This is a genomic window from Nonomuraea wenchangensis (assembly GCF_900111685.1).
In the GTDB taxonomy this organism is placed as follows: Bacteria; Actinomycetota; Actinomycetes; order Streptosporangiales; family Streptosporangiaceae; genus Nonomuraea; species Nonomuraea wenchangensis.
Window position 1 is genome coordinate 106695 of the sequence record NZ_FOHX01000006.1, and the last position, 14715, is coordinate 121409.

At 73.2% G+C, this 14715-nt stretch carries 10 protein-coding genes and 1 pseudogene; 8 read left to right on the forward strand and 3 right to left on the reverse strand.

Features of this window, described 5'->3' with window-relative positions; translation table 11 throughout:
• The 3 genes from BMW85_RS19605 to BMW85_RS19615 all read left to right on the forward strand — a co-directional run bounded on the left by BMW85_RS19605 (position 1) and on the right by BMW85_RS19615 (position 5171).
• Positions 1-2628 (forward strand): glycoside hydrolase family 78 protein, encoded by a 2628-nt coding sequence (locus tag BMW85_RS19605; RefSeq protein ID WP_091083204.1) that lies wholly within the window; start codon positions 1-3, stop codon positions 2626-2628.
• 72 nt (positions 2629-2700) lie between these two features.
• Positions 2701-3684: an endonuclease/exonuclease/phosphatase family protein gene (locus tag BMW85_RS19610; RefSeq protein WP_091083207.1), complete on the forward strand. Its 984-nt coding sequence runs from the start codon at positions 2701-2703 to the stop codon at positions 3682-3684.
• Positions 3685-3785: 101 nt separating this feature from the next.
• Positions 3786-5171 carry a xylan 1,4-beta-xylosidase gene (locus BMW85_RS19615; protein ID WP_245774936.1) on the forward strand — a complete coding sequence of 462 codons (1386 nt, stop codon included), beginning with the start codon at positions 3786-3788 and terminating at the stop codon, positions 5169-5171.
• A gap of 22 nt (positions 5172-5193) precedes the next feature.
• On the opposite strand, the gene BMW85_RS19620 is transcribed toward BMW85_RS19615, so the two are convergent.
• From BMW85_RS19620 to BMW85_RS19630, 3 genes are read right to left on the reverse strand one after another with little or no spacing between them, the layout of a single operon-like run.
• Entirely contained in the window at positions 5194-6495 is a 1302-nt protein-coding gene (locus BMW85_RS19620) for a PP2C family protein-serine/threonine phosphatase (protein WP_245774937.1), read from the reverse strand.
• A gap of 47 nt (positions 6496-6542) precedes the next feature.
• Positions 6543-7574, reverse strand: coding sequence for a LacI family DNA-binding transcriptional regulator (locus tag BMW85_RS19625; protein ID WP_091083211.1), 1032 nt, complete (start codon positions 7572-7574; stop codon positions 6543-6545).
• Positions 7558-10026, reverse strand: coding sequence for a glycoside hydrolase family 3 N-terminal domain-containing protein (locus tag BMW85_RS19630; RefSeq protein ID WP_091083214.1), 2469 nt, complete (start codon positions 10024-10026; stop codon positions 7558-7560). Before BMW85_RS19630 ends, BMW85_RS19625 begins: the two co-directional genes overlap by 17 nt.
• A gap of 299 nt (positions 10027-10325) precedes the next feature.
• On the opposite strand from BMW85_RS19630, the gene BMW85_RS19635 reads away from it, so the two are divergent.
• From BMW85_RS19635 to BMW85_RS52570, 5 genes and pseudogenes are all read left to right on the forward strand, one after another.
• Positions 10326-11678 carry an extracellular solute-binding protein gene (locus tag BMW85_RS19635; protein WP_245774938.1) on the forward strand — a complete coding sequence of 451 codons (1353 nt, stop codon included), beginning with the start codon at positions 10326-10328 and terminating at the stop codon, positions 11676-11678.
• Positions 11675-12604 (forward strand): carbohydrate ABC transporter permease, encoded by a 930-nt coding sequence (locus tag BMW85_RS19640; protein ID WP_218155858.1) that lies wholly within the window; start codon positions 11675-11677, stop codon positions 12602-12604. The genes BMW85_RS19635 and BMW85_RS19640 overlap by 4 nt, the downstream gene beginning before the upstream one ends.
• Position 12605: 1 nt before the next feature.
• Positions 12606-13496 carry a carbohydrate ABC transporter permease gene (locus tag BMW85_RS19645; RefSeq protein WP_091083218.1) on the forward strand — a complete coding sequence of 297 codons (891 nt, stop codon included), beginning with the start codon at positions 12606-12608 and terminating at the stop codon, positions 13494-13496.
• A gap of 177 nt (positions 13497-13673) precedes the next feature.
• Positions 13674-14285 (forward strand): annotated as a pseudogene (locus BMW85_RS52565) (erythromycin esterase family protein); the annotation flags it as partial.
• Between the two features lie 49 nt (positions 14286-14334).
• The gene (locus tag BMW85_RS52570; RefSeq protein WP_425434350.1) at positions 14335-14715 is read left to right on the forward strand and encodes a hypothetical protein; all 381 of its coding nucleotides are present in this window, start codon (positions 14335-14337) and stop codon (positions 14713-14715) included.

Genomic DNA, 14715 nt, shown 5'->3' on the forward strand with positions numbered 1-14715 from the left:
ATGACCTCTCTGCACGTTTCCGCACCTTCCTTCGAACACCACCGCGACCCGCTCGGCGTCGGCGAGCCCGAGCCGCGCCTGTCCTGGACCGTCACCACGGACCTGCGGGACTGGGTCCAGCGGGCGTACGAGATCGAGCTCGGCGACGGCTTCACCACCGGCCGCGTCGAGTCCGCGGAGTCGGTGCTGGTGCCCTGGCCTGGGCCGGCGCTCGGCTCGCGGCAGCGGCGCGGCGCGCGGGTGCGCGTGCACGGCGCGGACGGCTCGGCCAGCGAATGGAGCGAGTGGTCGTACGTGGAGGCCGGGCTGCTGGAGCCGGCCGACTGGCGGGCCTCGGCCGCCGCGCCGCCGGCGGAGCTCCTGGGCCCGCCCGACGGCCCCGCGCTGCTGCTGCGCCGCGAGTTCACCCTGCGCGGCCCGGTCGAGCGGGCCCGCCTGTACGTCACCGCGCACGGCCTGTACGAGGCCGAGCTCAACGGCCAGGTGATCGGCGACGACGTGCTCGCCCCCGGCTGGAGCAGCTACGGCCACCGCCTGCGCTACCGCACGCACGACGTCACCGCCCTGCTCCAGGAGGGCCCCAACGCCATCGGCGCCACCCTCGCCGACGGCTGGTACCGGGGGCGCGTCGGCTTCCGCGAGGGCAGGACCGGCCTCTACGGCGACCGCACCGCCCTCATCGCCCAACTGGAGATCACCTACGCGGGCGGCGGCACGGAGACCGTGGTCACCGACGGCTCCTGGCGCTGCGCGCCCGGCCCGGTCACCGCCGCCGGCCTGTACGACGGCGAGCACCACGACGCCCGCCTGGAGCCGGCCGGCTGGTCGCGGCCCGGCTTCGACGACTCGGCCTGGACGCCCGCCGACGCGCTCCCCCACGACGCCTCGCTGCTGGTCGCCCCCACGGGCCCGCCCGTGCGCCGCATCGAGACGCTGGCCCCGGCCGAGGTCCTGACCGGCCCGTCCGGCGAGACCATCCTCGACTTCGGCCAGAACTTCGCCGGCCGGCTGCGCATCCGCGTCCAGGGCCCGGCCGGGCACACCGTCACCCTGCGCCACGCCGAGGTGCTGGAGGACGGCGCGCTCGCGCTGCGCCCGCTGCGCAACGCCGCCGCCCTCGACCGCTACACGCTGCGCGGCGACGCCGGCGGCGAGGAGTGGGAGCCGCGCTTCACCACCCACGGCTTCCGCTACGCGCAGATCGACGGCTGGCCCGGCGACCTGGACCCGGGCGACGTCGTGGCCGTGGTCTGCCACACCGACCTGCGGCCCATCGGCGACTTCGACAGCTCGGACCCGCTGCTCGACCGGCTGCACGCCAACGTGCGCTGGAGCATGCGCGGCAACTACGTCGACCTGCCCACCGACTGCCCGCAGCGTGACGAGCGGCTCGGCTGGACCGGCGACATCCAGGTCTTCGCCCCGGCCGCCGCCTTCCTCTACGACTGCGCGGGGGCGCTGTCCTCCTGGCTCGCCGACCTCGCCGCCGAGCAGGCCGAGCACGGCACCGTGCCGCCGTACGTGCCGTGGGTGCCGCTGATGTTCCCGCCCGAGCCCACCGCCGCCTGGGGCGACGCGGCGGTGCTCGTGCCGTGGACGTTGTACGAGCGCACCGGCGACCTCGGCGTGCTGCGCGCCCAATACGCCAGCATGACGGCCTGGGTGGACCAGGTGACCGGGCTCGCCGGCGAGGACCACCTGTGGGACGAGGGCTTCCAGTTCGGCGACTGGCTCGACCCGGCCGCGCCGCCGGACGACCCGGGACGGGCGCGCACGGACCACGCGCTGGTGGCGACCGCGTACCACGCCTGGTCGGCGCGGGTGGTCGCGGACACGGCCGCGCTGCTCGGCCACGACGGCGACGCCGACCGCTACGGGAAGCTGGCCGAGGAGGTGCGGGCGGCCTTCCGCCGCGAGTTCGTCACCCCGTCGGGCCGGCTCGCCTGCGACACCCAGACCGCCTACGCCCTGGCCCTCCGCCTGGACCTGCTCGACGGGGCCGGGCAGCGGGAGCGGGCCGGGCGGCGGCTGGCCGAGCTGGTCGCCGCCGACGGCCACCGGATCGGCACCGGGTTCGTCGGGACGCCGCTGATCTGCGACGCGCTGGCCTCGGTGGGCGCGTACGCCGGCCTTTACGGGCTGCTCCTCCAGAGAAGCTGCCCGTCGTGGTTGTACCCGGTGACGATGGGGGCGACCACGATCTGGGAGCGGTGGGACAGCCTGCTGCCCGACGGATCGGTCAACCCGGGCGAGATGACCTCCTTCAACCACTACGCGCTGGGGGCGGTCGCCGACTTCCTGCACCGCACCGTCGCCGGCCTCGCCCCGGGCGCGCCCGGTTACCGGGAGCTGCTGGTGCGGCCCCAGCCGGGCGGCGGGCTGTCGCGGGCGCGGGCCACGCTGGACACGCCGTACGGGCGGGCCGAGGCCGGCTGGTCCCGCGCGGCCGGCCGCCTGGAGCTGCGCGTGGTCGTCCCCCCGAACACGACCGCCACCGTCCACCTCCCGGAGGACGACGAGGAGGGCGGGCCGATCGTCGTCGGCTCCGGCGAGCACGTCTTCTCCTGCGCCTTCCGCGATCCGGCCGACGACCCGGCGCCGCCCGCGCCGCCCGCCCGCCTGCCGTAAAAACCCCGTCACCCACTGCCCCGCCCATCATGGAAATCTCATGAAGGCCGCTTAGAGTGCGTCCCTGTGTTAATGCAAGAGGTGACGGGCGGGGCCGCCGCGCCGTCCCGGCCCCGCCGGCGGTGGGCGGGACGGCTGGTCGCGGCGGTGTCCCTGGTGTTCGCGGCGGGGACGGCCGTGCGGCTCGGCGGCCTGGAGTCCGGGGCGCTGCTGGTGCCGCTGGTCTCGTTCACGCCGTACTTCGCGCCGGCCGCGCTGCTGACGCTGGGGCTGGCGGCGGCCGTACGGAGCAGGACGGCGATCGCCGTCATGCTGGCCGTGTGCGTCTGCCTGGCCTGGTGCGTCCTCCCGCGCGCCGTCGCGTCGGCGGCGCCGGCGGAGGGGCGGCCGCTGCGGCTGCTGACGGCCAACCTCAACGGTGGACGCGCCGACGCCGAGACGGTCGTCGGCCTGGTCCGCGCCCATGACGTGGACGTGCTGAGCCTCCAGGAGCTCACCTTCGCCGAGCAGGAGCGGCTGCGGGCGGCCGGGCTGGAGAGCCTGCTGCCGTACCAGGTGGCCAGGCCGGCGACCTGGGGGCCGGTGGGCAGCGGCCTGTACGCCCGCTACCCACTGCGCGAGCGCACCGGGCTGTTCCAGCCGGTCGGGCACCACATGCCGGTGGCCGAGGTGGCGCTGCCCGGCGGCCAGGCGGTCGAGGTGGTCGTCGTGCACCCGGTCGCGCCGGTCCCCTCGACCGTGCCCGAGTGGCACGCGGGGGTGGCCACGCTGCCGCCCGCGCCGTCCACCGGGCCGCCGCGCATCCTGGCCGGCGACTTCAACGCGACGCTGGACCACGCGGTGTTCCGCGGGCTGCTGGACACCGGCTACACCGACGCCGCCGCGGCGACCGGCCAGGGGCTCGTGCCGACCTGGCCGATGCGCCGGATCCCGCCGCTCGTGGCCATCGACCACGTGCTCACCGACGGCCGCGCGGGGGCGGTCGCCGTACGGATCCACGATCTTCCCGGCTCCGACCACCGTGCGCTCTTCGCGGACCTGCGGGTGCGCGGATGAGCCGCCCACCGGTGCGTGCCGCCGAGCAGATCCGGGATCCCCGCACGGGCTCCGCCGTGCGATGCTCTCAACGACAAATCATCAGAAACGGGTGGATCTAGGTGGCTGCGGACAGCGGGAAGACGATGTGGAGGCGGCCGGCAGGGGTGATCGCCGCGGTCGCGCTGGCGGTGATCGTCGCCGGATGCGGCTCCGGCGACGGCGGCGACGGCGCGGCCCCCGAGACCGGGCAGCCCAGGCCGGGAGCGACCGCCGAGGCGAGCGCGCCCCCGCAACCGTCCGGCGAGGCCAAACCGCCGGCGGTGGACCCGGGCTGGCCGCGCTGGGGCTTCACCCACACCGGCACCAGCGCCAACAACATCAACCCGCGCTTCGAGCAGGCCGTCGCCCGCTCGCTCTCGCAGACCCCCATGCTGCAGAACCAGCACATCATGGGCTTCGGCGCGCTCAACCCGCAGCCCCGCCGCCAGGAGTTCTTCTGGGAGGACCTGGACAGCCGCACGGGCTTCATGAAGGCGTCCGGCGGCACCCAGGTCATCACCCTGTGCTGCGCCCCCGACTGGATGAAGGGCGGCCCCGAGGGCCCGACCTCCGAGGAGGGCTGGGCCGAGCACCTGGAGGACGCCCCCTACCCGGAGCACTTCGACGACTTCGCCAGACTGGCCGCCACGGTCGCCGAGCGCTACCGCGACGTCGAGTACTTCATGGTCTGGAACGAGTTCAAGGGCTTCTGGAAGAACCACTCCAAGCCCGCCGACTACAAGGGCTACACGCAGCTCTACAACAAGGTCTACGACGCGGTGAAGGCGGTCCGCCCCGACGCCAAGGTCGGCGGCCCGTACCTCGGCTTCGACAGCAACAAGGGCGGCCGCTCGGAGCTGCGCGGCGACTGGGGCGTGGTCAACCAGAACGTCCTCGACGCCTTCAACTACTGGTTCGAGCACAAGAAGGGCGCCGACTTCATCGTCGTGGACGGCGCCTCCCCGACCGACGCCCACGAGCTGATGCCCGACGAGTTCGGCGCGCTGAGCAAGTTCAGCGCGGTCACCACCTGGCTGCGCGAGAAGACCGGCGACATGCCGATCTGGTGGTCGGAGTGGTACTTCCAGCCCGAGGACGGCACCACCTGGCCGGAGAACAAGCGCCTTGCCGTGCAGGCCGCCTCGATGATGGAGTTCGCGCGCAGCGGCGCCGCCACCGCCCTCTACTGGAACCCGCAAACCAAGGACGCCGCCTGCAACGGCTGCCTGTGGGACCCGCGCACCGGCGCGCCGTCCGCCACGCAGCGGCTGGTCGAGAACTTCGTGAAGTGGTTCCCCGCCGGGGCGAAGCTGGACGAGGTCGCCTCCTCCGACCCGAAGGTCCGGGTGCTGGCCCAGCCGGAGCAGGTGGTGCTGGTCAACACCTCGAACGCGGCGGCCACCACGGAGGTGGACGGCAAGGAGTACGAGCTGAAGCCGTACGAGGTCAGGTGGAGCTCCCGCTGACCTTCGGCGGTCGCGGCGGACGTCAGGGCGGGGACTGAGGGCGCCACTCGACGAGCAGGACCGTCGCGTCGTCCTGGAGCCAGCCGCGCTGGTGGTCGAGGATCGCGTTGATCAGGCGGCGCAGGGTCTCGGGCGCGGACACGCCGTCGGCCTCGCGCTTGATGACGAAGTCGATGAACCGCTCCAGCCCGAACCGCTCCCCCTGCGGGTCCTGGGCCTCGATGACGCCGTCGGTGTAGAGGAGCAGCCGGTCGCCGGGTTCGAGCTGGTAGCGGCCCGGTTCGGCGGGCAGGCCCAGGCCGAGCCCCATCGGGGTGCCGAACGCGGCGTCGAGGGTGGCGACGAGCTGGCCGCGGCGCAGCACCACCGGCGGGGGATGCCCCCGGTTGGCCCACACCAGCCGGCCCGTCCGGGTGTCCAGGTCGGCGAGGACGCCGGTCGCGAAGCGGGTGGTGACGAACTGCCGGGCGATGGCGTCGTCCACGGCCTCCCCCGCGGCCAGCACGTCGGCGCCCTCGCGGCGGTGCTTGCGCCAGCAGCCGACCGCGATGGTGGCGGTCAGCCCGGCCGAGGTGTCGTGGCCCATCGCGTCGAAGATCGACAGCCGGAGCACGTCGCCGTTGAGCGCGAAGTCGAAGGCGTCGCCGCCCACCTCGTACGCGGGCTCCAGCGCCGCGCTGACCACCACCCGGTCGTTGGCGAAGGTCCCGCCGGGCATCAGGTTCCACAGCACCTCGGCGGACAGGGCCATCGGCCGGGTGCGGACGAGCTGGGCGTAGACGTCGCTGAACGCGCGCTTGCTCTGTACGAGCAGGGTGACCAGGCCGGCCAGCCGGGTGAGGCGCGTGAGGACGTCCGCGTCGGAGTGCGGCACGATCACGCCGATCACGCCGAGGCGTTCGGTGCCGCTGAGCAGCGGCGCCCACAGCCGGCGCGGCCCCTCCTCCGTGACGGGCTCGGCGGGCTCGGCCGCGACGGTGGCGGTGCGGGCCTGCACCGGCTCCATCGTGCGGAAGGCCAGGCCGGGGACCGTCGTGTCGATCGGGACGCGGTCGAGCGGGGCACCGGTCTCGTCGCGCTGGCCCGGCAGCGGGAGCAGGAACTGCTGCTGGAGGTCGGCGACGTACAGCATGGGGTGGGCGAGCCCGGCGCGGCCGGCGTGCTCGGTGACGAGCGCCGGCAGGTCCTCCAGCGAGGCCGGTGGGCCGGCGCGCAGCAGCGCGCCGAGCATCCCCTCACAGACCTCGCCGTCGCCGGTCCCGCCGCCGATCCCGTCGCTGGTCCCGTCGCCGTCCTCGACGCCCGGGTCCCCGTCGCCCCGCATGACGCCCCACCCCCCGATCACCGGGTCCTACCCGGGCGGGGCGTCACTCAGCCCTGACGCGCGCAGGTCACCTCCGCCGTCGAGCCGCGCACGATCAGCTCGGTGGCGAGCTCGACGTGATGGGAGTCGATGGGCTCGCCCGCCGCCAGGCGCAGCGCGGTGCGCAGCGCGACGCTGCCCATCTCGCGCAGCGGCTGGCGGACCGTGGTCAGCGGCGGCGAGACCATCCGCGCGATCTGGGTGTCGTCGAAGCCCACGATGCTGAGGTCCTCGGGGATGCGCAGGCCCCGTCCGCGGGCCGCCTCCATGACGCCGAGCGCGGTCTCGTCGCAGCCGACGAAGATCGCCGTGGGGGGCTCGGGCAGGTCGAGCACGGCGGCGCCGTACTCCAGCCCGTCCTGGTAGCGGAAGTGGCCGAAGTGCGCGTAGCAGGGCGGCACGGAGACGCCCTCGGCCTCCAGCGCCGCCCGGTAGCCGTGCAGCCGCGCCTGGTTGCAGGCCGCGGTGGCCGGGCCTCCGATGTAGGCGATGCGCCGGTGCCCGAGCCCGAGCAGGTGCTGGGTGGCGGCCAGCCCGCCGGCGAAGTTGGTCGAGCCGACGCTGGTCACCCTGGTGCGCGGCAGGTTGAGCGGGTCGATGACGACCAGCGGCACCCGCGCCCGCGCCAGCGCGGTGAGCTGCCCGCTGGTCAGCTCGCTGGTGACCGCGATGAGCGCCCGCCGCCCGGCGGCGGCCAGCTCGCGCGCCCAGGAGCCGGGGCGGGCCGCGTCCCGCTTGACGCTGACCACGATCCCGACGCCCAGCTCCGCCCCGGCGTTGACCAGGCCCTGGATGAGCTCGGTCGAGTACGCGTTGATGTCGGCGTCGAACTGCACCTCGACCGTGTCCGTCCCGGCGCTCTCACCCCGGCGCGGCGACGGCGACACGTAGTCGTGCTGGCGCAGCAGCGACTCGACCAGCGAGCGGGTCGCCGGGGCGACGTCGCTGCGCCCGTTGAGCACCTTGGACACGGTCGCCACCGACACCCCGGCCGAGGCCGCGACCGTGGCGAGAGTGGCGCGCCTAGGAGTCGCCGGCATCGCTTCCCTCCTGAACGTCCACGGAGAAGGGCGTGTCGAGGCGGCGGTCGTGGCCGACGGCCCGTACGGGGCCGGTCAGCCGGACCACGCCGCGGCACGGCAGGTCGGCAGCGGACGTGCCGACGAGCACCTCGACGTCCCCTGGCTCCACGATGCGCCGCAGATCGCGTCCGGTGAAGGCGGTGCGGTCGGCGTGCACGCGGAAGGTGACGCGGGCCGCCGCCCCCGGCTCCAGCCGGACCCTGGCGAACCCGGTGAGCTGGCGTACCGGACGGGTGACCTGGGCGAGGACGTCGTTCAGGTAGAGCTGGACGACCTCGTCGCCGGCCCGCACGCCGGTGTTGCGCACCCGCACGCCCACCGTGAACTCGCCGTCCGTCGGCACCTCGGTGTCGCTGATCCGCAGGTCGTCGAGGGCGAAGGCGGTGTAGGAGGCGCCGTGGCCGAAGGGGAACAGCGGGGTCGGGTCGAGGTTGCTGATGCCGTCGCTGTCGGCGCCGAGCGGCGGCTGCAGGTAGGTGCCCGGCTGGCCGCCGTGCCCGCGCGGGATCTGCACCGGCAGCCGGCCCGACGGCTGGACCCGGCCGGACAGCACGCCGGCGATGGCCGCGCCGCCCTCCTCGCCGGGCATGAACGCCTGCACGAGCCCGGCGGCGGCGGCGTGCACCTCGCCCAGCGCGTACGGCCTCCCGGACACGACCACCACGACGACCGGCGTCCCGGTGGCGGCCAGCTCGGTGACCAGGTCCTCCTGCAGGCCGGGCAGCCGCAGGTCGTCGGCGTCGCAGCCCTCCCCCGACGTGCCGTGCCCGAACAGCCCGGCGAGGTCGCCGACGGCCACCACGCACAGGTCGGCCTCGCGGGCGGCGGCGGTCGCGGCGGCGAAGCCGGAGCGGTCGCCGCCCTGCACGTCGCAGCCGCGCTCGTGGACGATCTCGGTGCCGGGCAGCTCGGCGCGCAGCGCGTCGAGCAGGCTCGGGGCCTCGACGCCGAGCCCGAGGCCGGGGTGGCGGGGCAGCACGTGGTTGGGGAAGGCGTAGCAGCCCATGAACGTGCGGGGCTCGTCGGCGCAGGGCCCGACGACGGCCACCCGGCGCGGCGCGGCCCGGCCCTCGGCCCGCAGCGGCAGCGCGGTGCCGGCGTCGAGCAGCACGATCGAGCGTTCGGCCAGCTCGCGGGCCAGCGCCCGGTTGGCCGGCCCGTCCAGGTCCACGGTGTCGGCCCCGGCCACGGACAGCTCCGGCGTCCAGCCGGCGTCGAGCAGCCCGAGCTGCGCCTTCTGGGTGAGCAGCCGGCGCGCGGCGCGGTCGATCAGCTCCTCGGGCAGCTCGCCGCGGCGTACCCGGTCGGCCAGCCGCTCCCCGAAGCCGAGGGTGTCGGGCAGCTCGACGTCGATGCCGGCGGCCAGGGCGAGCGCGCCGGCCTCCTCGGTGTCCGCGGCCACCCGGTGCATGGTGGCGAGGAACGGGACCGCCCAGTAGTCGGAGACGACGGTGCCGGTGAAGCCCCATTCGTCACGCAGCACCTCGGTGAGCAGCCAGGGGTCGGCCCCCGCGGGCAGGCCGTCCACGTCGGAGTAGGAGTTCATGACCGAGCGGGCCCCGCCGAGCACGATCGCGGTCTCGAACGCGGGCAGGATCATGTCCATCAGCTCACGCCGCCCCATGGACACCGGGCCGTGGTTGCGGGCCGCGCGGGAGGCGGAGTAGCCGGCGAAGTGCTTGAGCGTGGCGATGACGCCGGTGCTCTCCAGGCCGCGCACGTAGGCGGCGCCGAGCATGGAGACGAGGTAGGGGTCCTCGCCCATCGTCTCCTCGACCCGCCCCCACCGGTAGTCGCGCACCACGTCGATGACCGGCGACAGGCCCTGGTGTACGCCGACCGCGGCCATGTCGCGGCCGATCGCCGCCGCCATCCGCTCGATGAGCTCCGGGTCGAACGTCGCGCCCCACGCGATGGCGGCCGGGTAGACGGTCGCGCCGTACGCGGTGAACCCGGTCAGGCATTCCTCGTGCACGATGGCCGGGATGCCGAGCCGTGAGGCCGCCATCACCTGGCGCTGCAACCTGACCACCTCGGCGGCGCCCTCCTGGGGCGTGAGGGGGGCGCTGCCGTGCACCCGGGTCAGGTGGCCGAGTCCGTGCCTGATCGCCTCCGCGAAGGGGACGGTGCCTGAGGAGGCGAACACGTCCTGCATGGGAGCCACGTTGATGGCGGCGTCATCGCCGTCAACGCCGTCAACGCCGTCAGCCCTGTCAACGCCGTCAGCCCCGTCGACGGCCGGCGGTTCGGCCTCCATGTCGTTGCCGACCCAACGGCTGCCGAGCTGGCCGATTTTCTCCTCAAGGGTCAGCTCCGCCAGGAGCGCCTCCACCCGGTCCGCCACGGGGAGGTCCGGGTCCTGCCACGGGCGGCGCGCGCCCACCTCGGAAGTCCGCTCAACGGCCGTCATCTGGGCTCCTTAAAACCGAACATCAGCGTTAGTTTTTCGAAATGTTTCGACGCCGTCAGCGACCTCTGAGCGAGACCTCCTCGTCACCAGATGAGCAGCTAAGCGCCGCGCCAGCGTACTTTACTCGACGCCTGTTGGAATAGGGAGAGATCGCACGGCGGCGTCTTGACAGGCACATTCCCGAAATCTAGATTGGCGTGCCACGCGGCATGTCGCAAATGTTTCGACAGGCTCACCTCGCATCCCTGGTTCAAGGGGACGCGCGCCCAACCCCCCGGCGTTCGAGTACGGAGATCAGCGTGGAGACCAGAGCAACTTCCCGCCGCACGTTCCTCAGCCTCTCCATGGGCGTTCCCCTGGGAGCCGCCCTGGCCGCCTGCGGCAGTTCGGGACCGACCAAGCCCGGCACCGCCGCCAGCACGGGCGGTGGAGGCGGCGGCAGCAGCGCTACCTACTGGTACCTGTCCACGCAGCCGCAGGAGGGCGTGCGCACCAGGACCATGGAGCGCTTCAACAAGGCCAACCCCAACGGCACCATCGAGGGCACGACCTTCCAGAACGACGCTTTCAAGACGAAGATCAAGACCGCCATCGGCGCCGGCCAGGCCCCCACGCTGATCTGGGGCTGGGGCGGCGGCACGCTGCGCAGCTACGTGCAGGCCGGCCAGGTCGACGATCTCACGCCGTTCTTCGAGCAGAACCAGCAGCTCAAGGACCGGCTCTTCCCCTCCTCGTTCGGCGCGGCCACGATCGACGGCAAGATCTACGCGATGCCGTGCGAGACCATGCAGCCGATCGTCCTCTACTACGACAAGCGGGCCTTCGAGAAGATCGGCGCGCAGCCGCCCCAGACCTGGGGCGACATCATGGACCTGGTGCCGAAGTTCAACGCCAAGGGCATCGCGCCGTTCTCGCTGGGCGGCCAGTCGCGCTGGACGAACATGATGTGGCTGGAGTTCCTCTTCGACCGCATCGCCGGCCCCGAGGTCTTCCAGGCCGTCTTCGACGGCGAGAAGGACGCCTGGTCGCACCCCGCCGCCCTCGACGCCCTGACCAAGATGCAGGAGCTGATCAAGGCCAACGGCTTCATCAAGGGCTTCTCCTCGATCACCGCCGACTCCAACGCCGACCAGGCCCTCCTCTACACCGGCAAGGCCGCGATGATGCTGCACGGCGGCTGGACGTACGGCAGCATGAAGACCGACGGTGGCGACTTCGTCCCCGGCGGCAACCTCGGCTACATGAACTTCCCGCCGATCGACGGCGGCAAGGGCGACCCCGGCAACACCGTCGGCAACCCCGGCCAGTACATGTCGATCTCCTCCAAGGCCACGCCGGAGCAGAAGGAGATCGCCAAGAAGTTCTTCGCCACCGAGCTGGTGAGCGACGAGTCGGTCAAGGACTGGGTGGGCACCGGCGCGGTGCCGATCGTCAAGGGCGCCGACTCGGCGTTCGCCTCCTCCCCCGACGCTGAGTTCCTCAACTTCGTCTACGGCATCGCGGTCAACGCCAAGTCCTTCGCGCAGTCCTGGGACCAGGCGCTCAGCCCGACGGCGGCCGAGGTGCTGCTGGACAACATCTCCAAGCTGTTCCAGCTGTCGATCTCGCCGCAGCAGTTCACCTCGAACATGAACGCGGTCATCGGCAAGTGAGCGTCATCCCCCTCCCGTCCGGGCGGAACGTTCCCCCGGCCGCCTCGTCCGGCGGCCGGGGGGCCTCGGCGCTCCCCTGGCTCGCGGTGCCGGCCCTGGCGTTCTTCGTCGGCTTCGGCGTGATCCCGCTCATCGGGGTGCTCCTGCTCAGCTTCACCTCGTGGGACGGGCTCGGCGACATCAGCGTCACGGGCTTCGACAGCTGGCGAGCGGTGCTCGCCGACCCCGGGCTGCCGCACGCGCTCTGGGTGACGTTCCTGGTGATGGCCCTGTCGTGGCTGGTGCAGACGCCGGCGAGCATCCTCATCGGCGTGTTCCTCGCCGGGCAGCAGCGCTACCGCGCGGTGCTCGCGGTGCTGTACTTCATCCCGCTGCTGCTCAGCTCGGCGGCCATCGCGATCACCTACAAGGCGCTGCTGGACCCCAACTTCGGGCTCGGCGCCGGGCTGGAGATCGACCTGCTGGTGCAGGACTGGCTCGGCGAGCCCGCCCTGGCGATAGGCGTGGTCATCTTCGTGGTGTCGTGGCAGTTCATCCCGTTCCACTCGCTGCTCTACCAGGGCGGCGTGCGCCAGATCCCCCGGTCGATGTTCGAGGCGGCCGAACTGGACGGCGCCGGCCGGGTGCGCAAGTTCTTCAGCATCACGCTGCCGCAGCTCAAGTACACGATCATCACGTCCTCGACGCTCATGGTCGTCGGCTCGCTGACGTTCTTCGACCTGATCTACGTGCTGACCGCGGGCGGTCCCGGCGACGCCACCCGGGTCCTCGCCATCGACATGTACAAGCGCGGTTTCCAGGCCAACCTCATGGGCCCGGCCAGCGCGATCGCCTGCATCCTGGTTCTGGTGGGTCTGGTCCTGGCGCTCCTGCTGCGCCGGCTCGGCGGCCGGGACGCGAGCGCCAGCCAGCTGGAAGGGGCCTGACATGGCGACGACGCTGACCAAGGAGCCGTCGCGGGCCGCGGCCCAGCACGCCCGCCCGCCCCGGCGCCGCCTCGGGGAGCGGCCCAACTGGCTGGGCGGCACGATCAGCTGGATCTGGCTGCTCGTCGTGATCGTGCCGATCTACTGGATCGTCATCACGAGCTTCAAGTCGCAGAGCAACTACTACGCCGAGAACCCGTTCGCGCCGCCGTCCGAGCCCACCCTCACCAACTACCAGATGGTCATCGAGTCGGGCTTCATCCGCTACTTCGTCAACAGCCTGGTGGTGGCGATCGGGGCGGTGGCGCCGGCGGTCGCGGTGTCGTTCATGGCGGCGTACGCGATCGTGCGCGGCGGCGGCAGCCGTTTCCTACGCTCCACGAACTCGCTGTTCCTCATGGGGCTGGCCATCCCGCTCCAGGCCACGGTCATCCCGATCTACCTGATCATCATCAGGCTGCACCTGTACGACACGCTGCTGGCGCTGATCCTGCCGTCGATCGCGTTCGCGATCCCGCTGTCGGTGCTGGTCCTGTCGAACTTCATCAGGGACGTGCCCAAGGAGCTGTTCGAGTCGATGCGGCTGGACGGCGCCAGCGAGTGGGGCACGCTGTGGCACCTGGCGCTCCCGCTGACCCGCCCTGCCGTGGTGACGGTGACCATCTACAACGCGCTCGCCATCTGGAACGGCTTCCTGCTGCCGCTGATCCTGACGCAGAGCCCGGAGCAGCGCACGCTGCCGCTGGCCTTGGCGAGCTTCCAGGGCCAGTACAGCATCAACGTGCCGGCGGTGCTCGCCGCGGTCGTGCTGACCACGCTGCCCATCCTCGTCCTGTACGTGCTGGGCCGCCGCCAGCTCCTCGCCGGCCTGACCGCGGGGTTCAGCAAGTAACTTGGGCGCGTGACCGACGACGAGATCACCCGATGGCTCGCCGGGCGGGCGGTCCCGCTCGACGAGCCTGCCCCGTTCCGCGCCGCGCTGGACGGGGTGCGGCTGGCCGGGCTGGGCGAGGCCACGCACGGCAGCGCCGAGTTCTTCTCCCTGCGCCGGCGGCTGACCGAGCTCCTGGTGCGGGAGCTGGGCTTCACCACCCTCGCGATCGAGGCCAGCGCGGCGGCGGCCCGGGCCGTGGACGACCACGTGCGCACCGGCCGCGGTGACGCCAGGCAGGTGGTCGCCGGGCTGGGCTTCTGGACGCTGGACACGGCCGAGATGCTGGCCGTGGTCGAGTGGCTGCGCGAGCACAACCGCACCGCCGAGCGGCCCGTACGGTTCGCCGGCGTCGATCCGCAGCACCCGGGCGCGGCGCTGCGGAGCCTGCGCGAGCACCTGGGAGGGGCGGCGGACGAGCTGCTCGACCCCTTGGACGTGCTGGCCCGGTCGCGGTGGGGGCGGGACGAGCCGCTGGGGCCCGAGGTCGAGGCCGCCGCGCGGCGGCTGGCGGAGCACGTGGACGGGCACGGCCCTGAAGAGGCCCGCGAGGCCGCCCGTGTCGTCGGCCAGGCCGCCGACCTGTCGTGCCGTCCCTTCACCCACGCCGACCCGGAGCTGACCCTGGGCGCGGCCCGCGACCGCCACATGGCCGAGAACACGAGCCTGCTGCTCGCCGAGCCCGGCGCGAAGGTCGTCCTGTGGGCGCACAACGGCCACATCGGCAAGGGCGCCATCGGCGGGGCCGCCACCATGGGACGCCACTCTGGCCGACGAGCACGGCGCGGCCTACTACGCCCTGGGCGCCCTCTTCGGCTCCGGCGGGTTCCGCGCCGTCCCCAGGTCCCGGCTGCGCCGCCGGCCCGGGTTCCTGCGGTTCGGCGCGCAGGAGGACCGGTTGACGACGCGGACGTTCCGGGTGCCGTCCGCGGGGACGCCGCTCGCGGTGGAGACGCGGCTGGCCGCCGCCTGCGCCGCCGACCACGTCGTGGACCTGCGCGGCGGGGAGCGGCCGGCGGCCGTGGCGGAATGGCTGGCGGGGACCGCGCGCTTCCGGTCGTTCGGCGCGGTCGCCGGCCGGCTCACCGCCTCGCTGGCGTTCAAACCCGTGGTGCCGGGCGAGGAGTTCGACGGCCTGGCCTTCGTCCACACCGTCACCGCCTCCACCCCGCTGCCGTAA

Bases quoted from the DNA above. Each gene is read 5' to 3' on its own strand.
- BMW85_RS19605 (WP_091083204.1), top strand. From the start codon at position 1: ATGACCTCTCTGCACGTTTCCGCACCTTCCTTCGAACACCACCGCGAC.
- BMW85_RS19610 (WP_091083207.1), top strand. From the start codon at position 2,701: ATGCAAGAGGTGACGGGCGGGGCCGCCGCGCCGTCCCGGCCCCGCCGG.
- BMW85_RS19620 (WP_245774937.1), bottom strand. From the start codon at position 6,495: ATGCGGGGCGACGGGGACCCGGGCGTCGAGGACGGCGACGGGACCAGC.
- BMW85_RS19625 (WP_091083211.1), bottom strand. From the start codon at position 7,574: ATGCCGGCGACTCCTAGGCGCGCCACTCTCGCCACGGTCGCGGCCTCG.
- BMW85_RS19630 (WP_091083214.1), bottom strand. From the start codon at position 10,026: ATGACGGCCGTTGAGCGGACTTCCGAGGTGGGCGCGCGCCGCCCGTGG.
- BMW85_RS19645 (WP_091083218.1), top strand. From the start codon at position 12,606: ATGGCGACGACGCTGACCAAGGAGCCGTCGCGGGCCGCGGCCCAGCAC.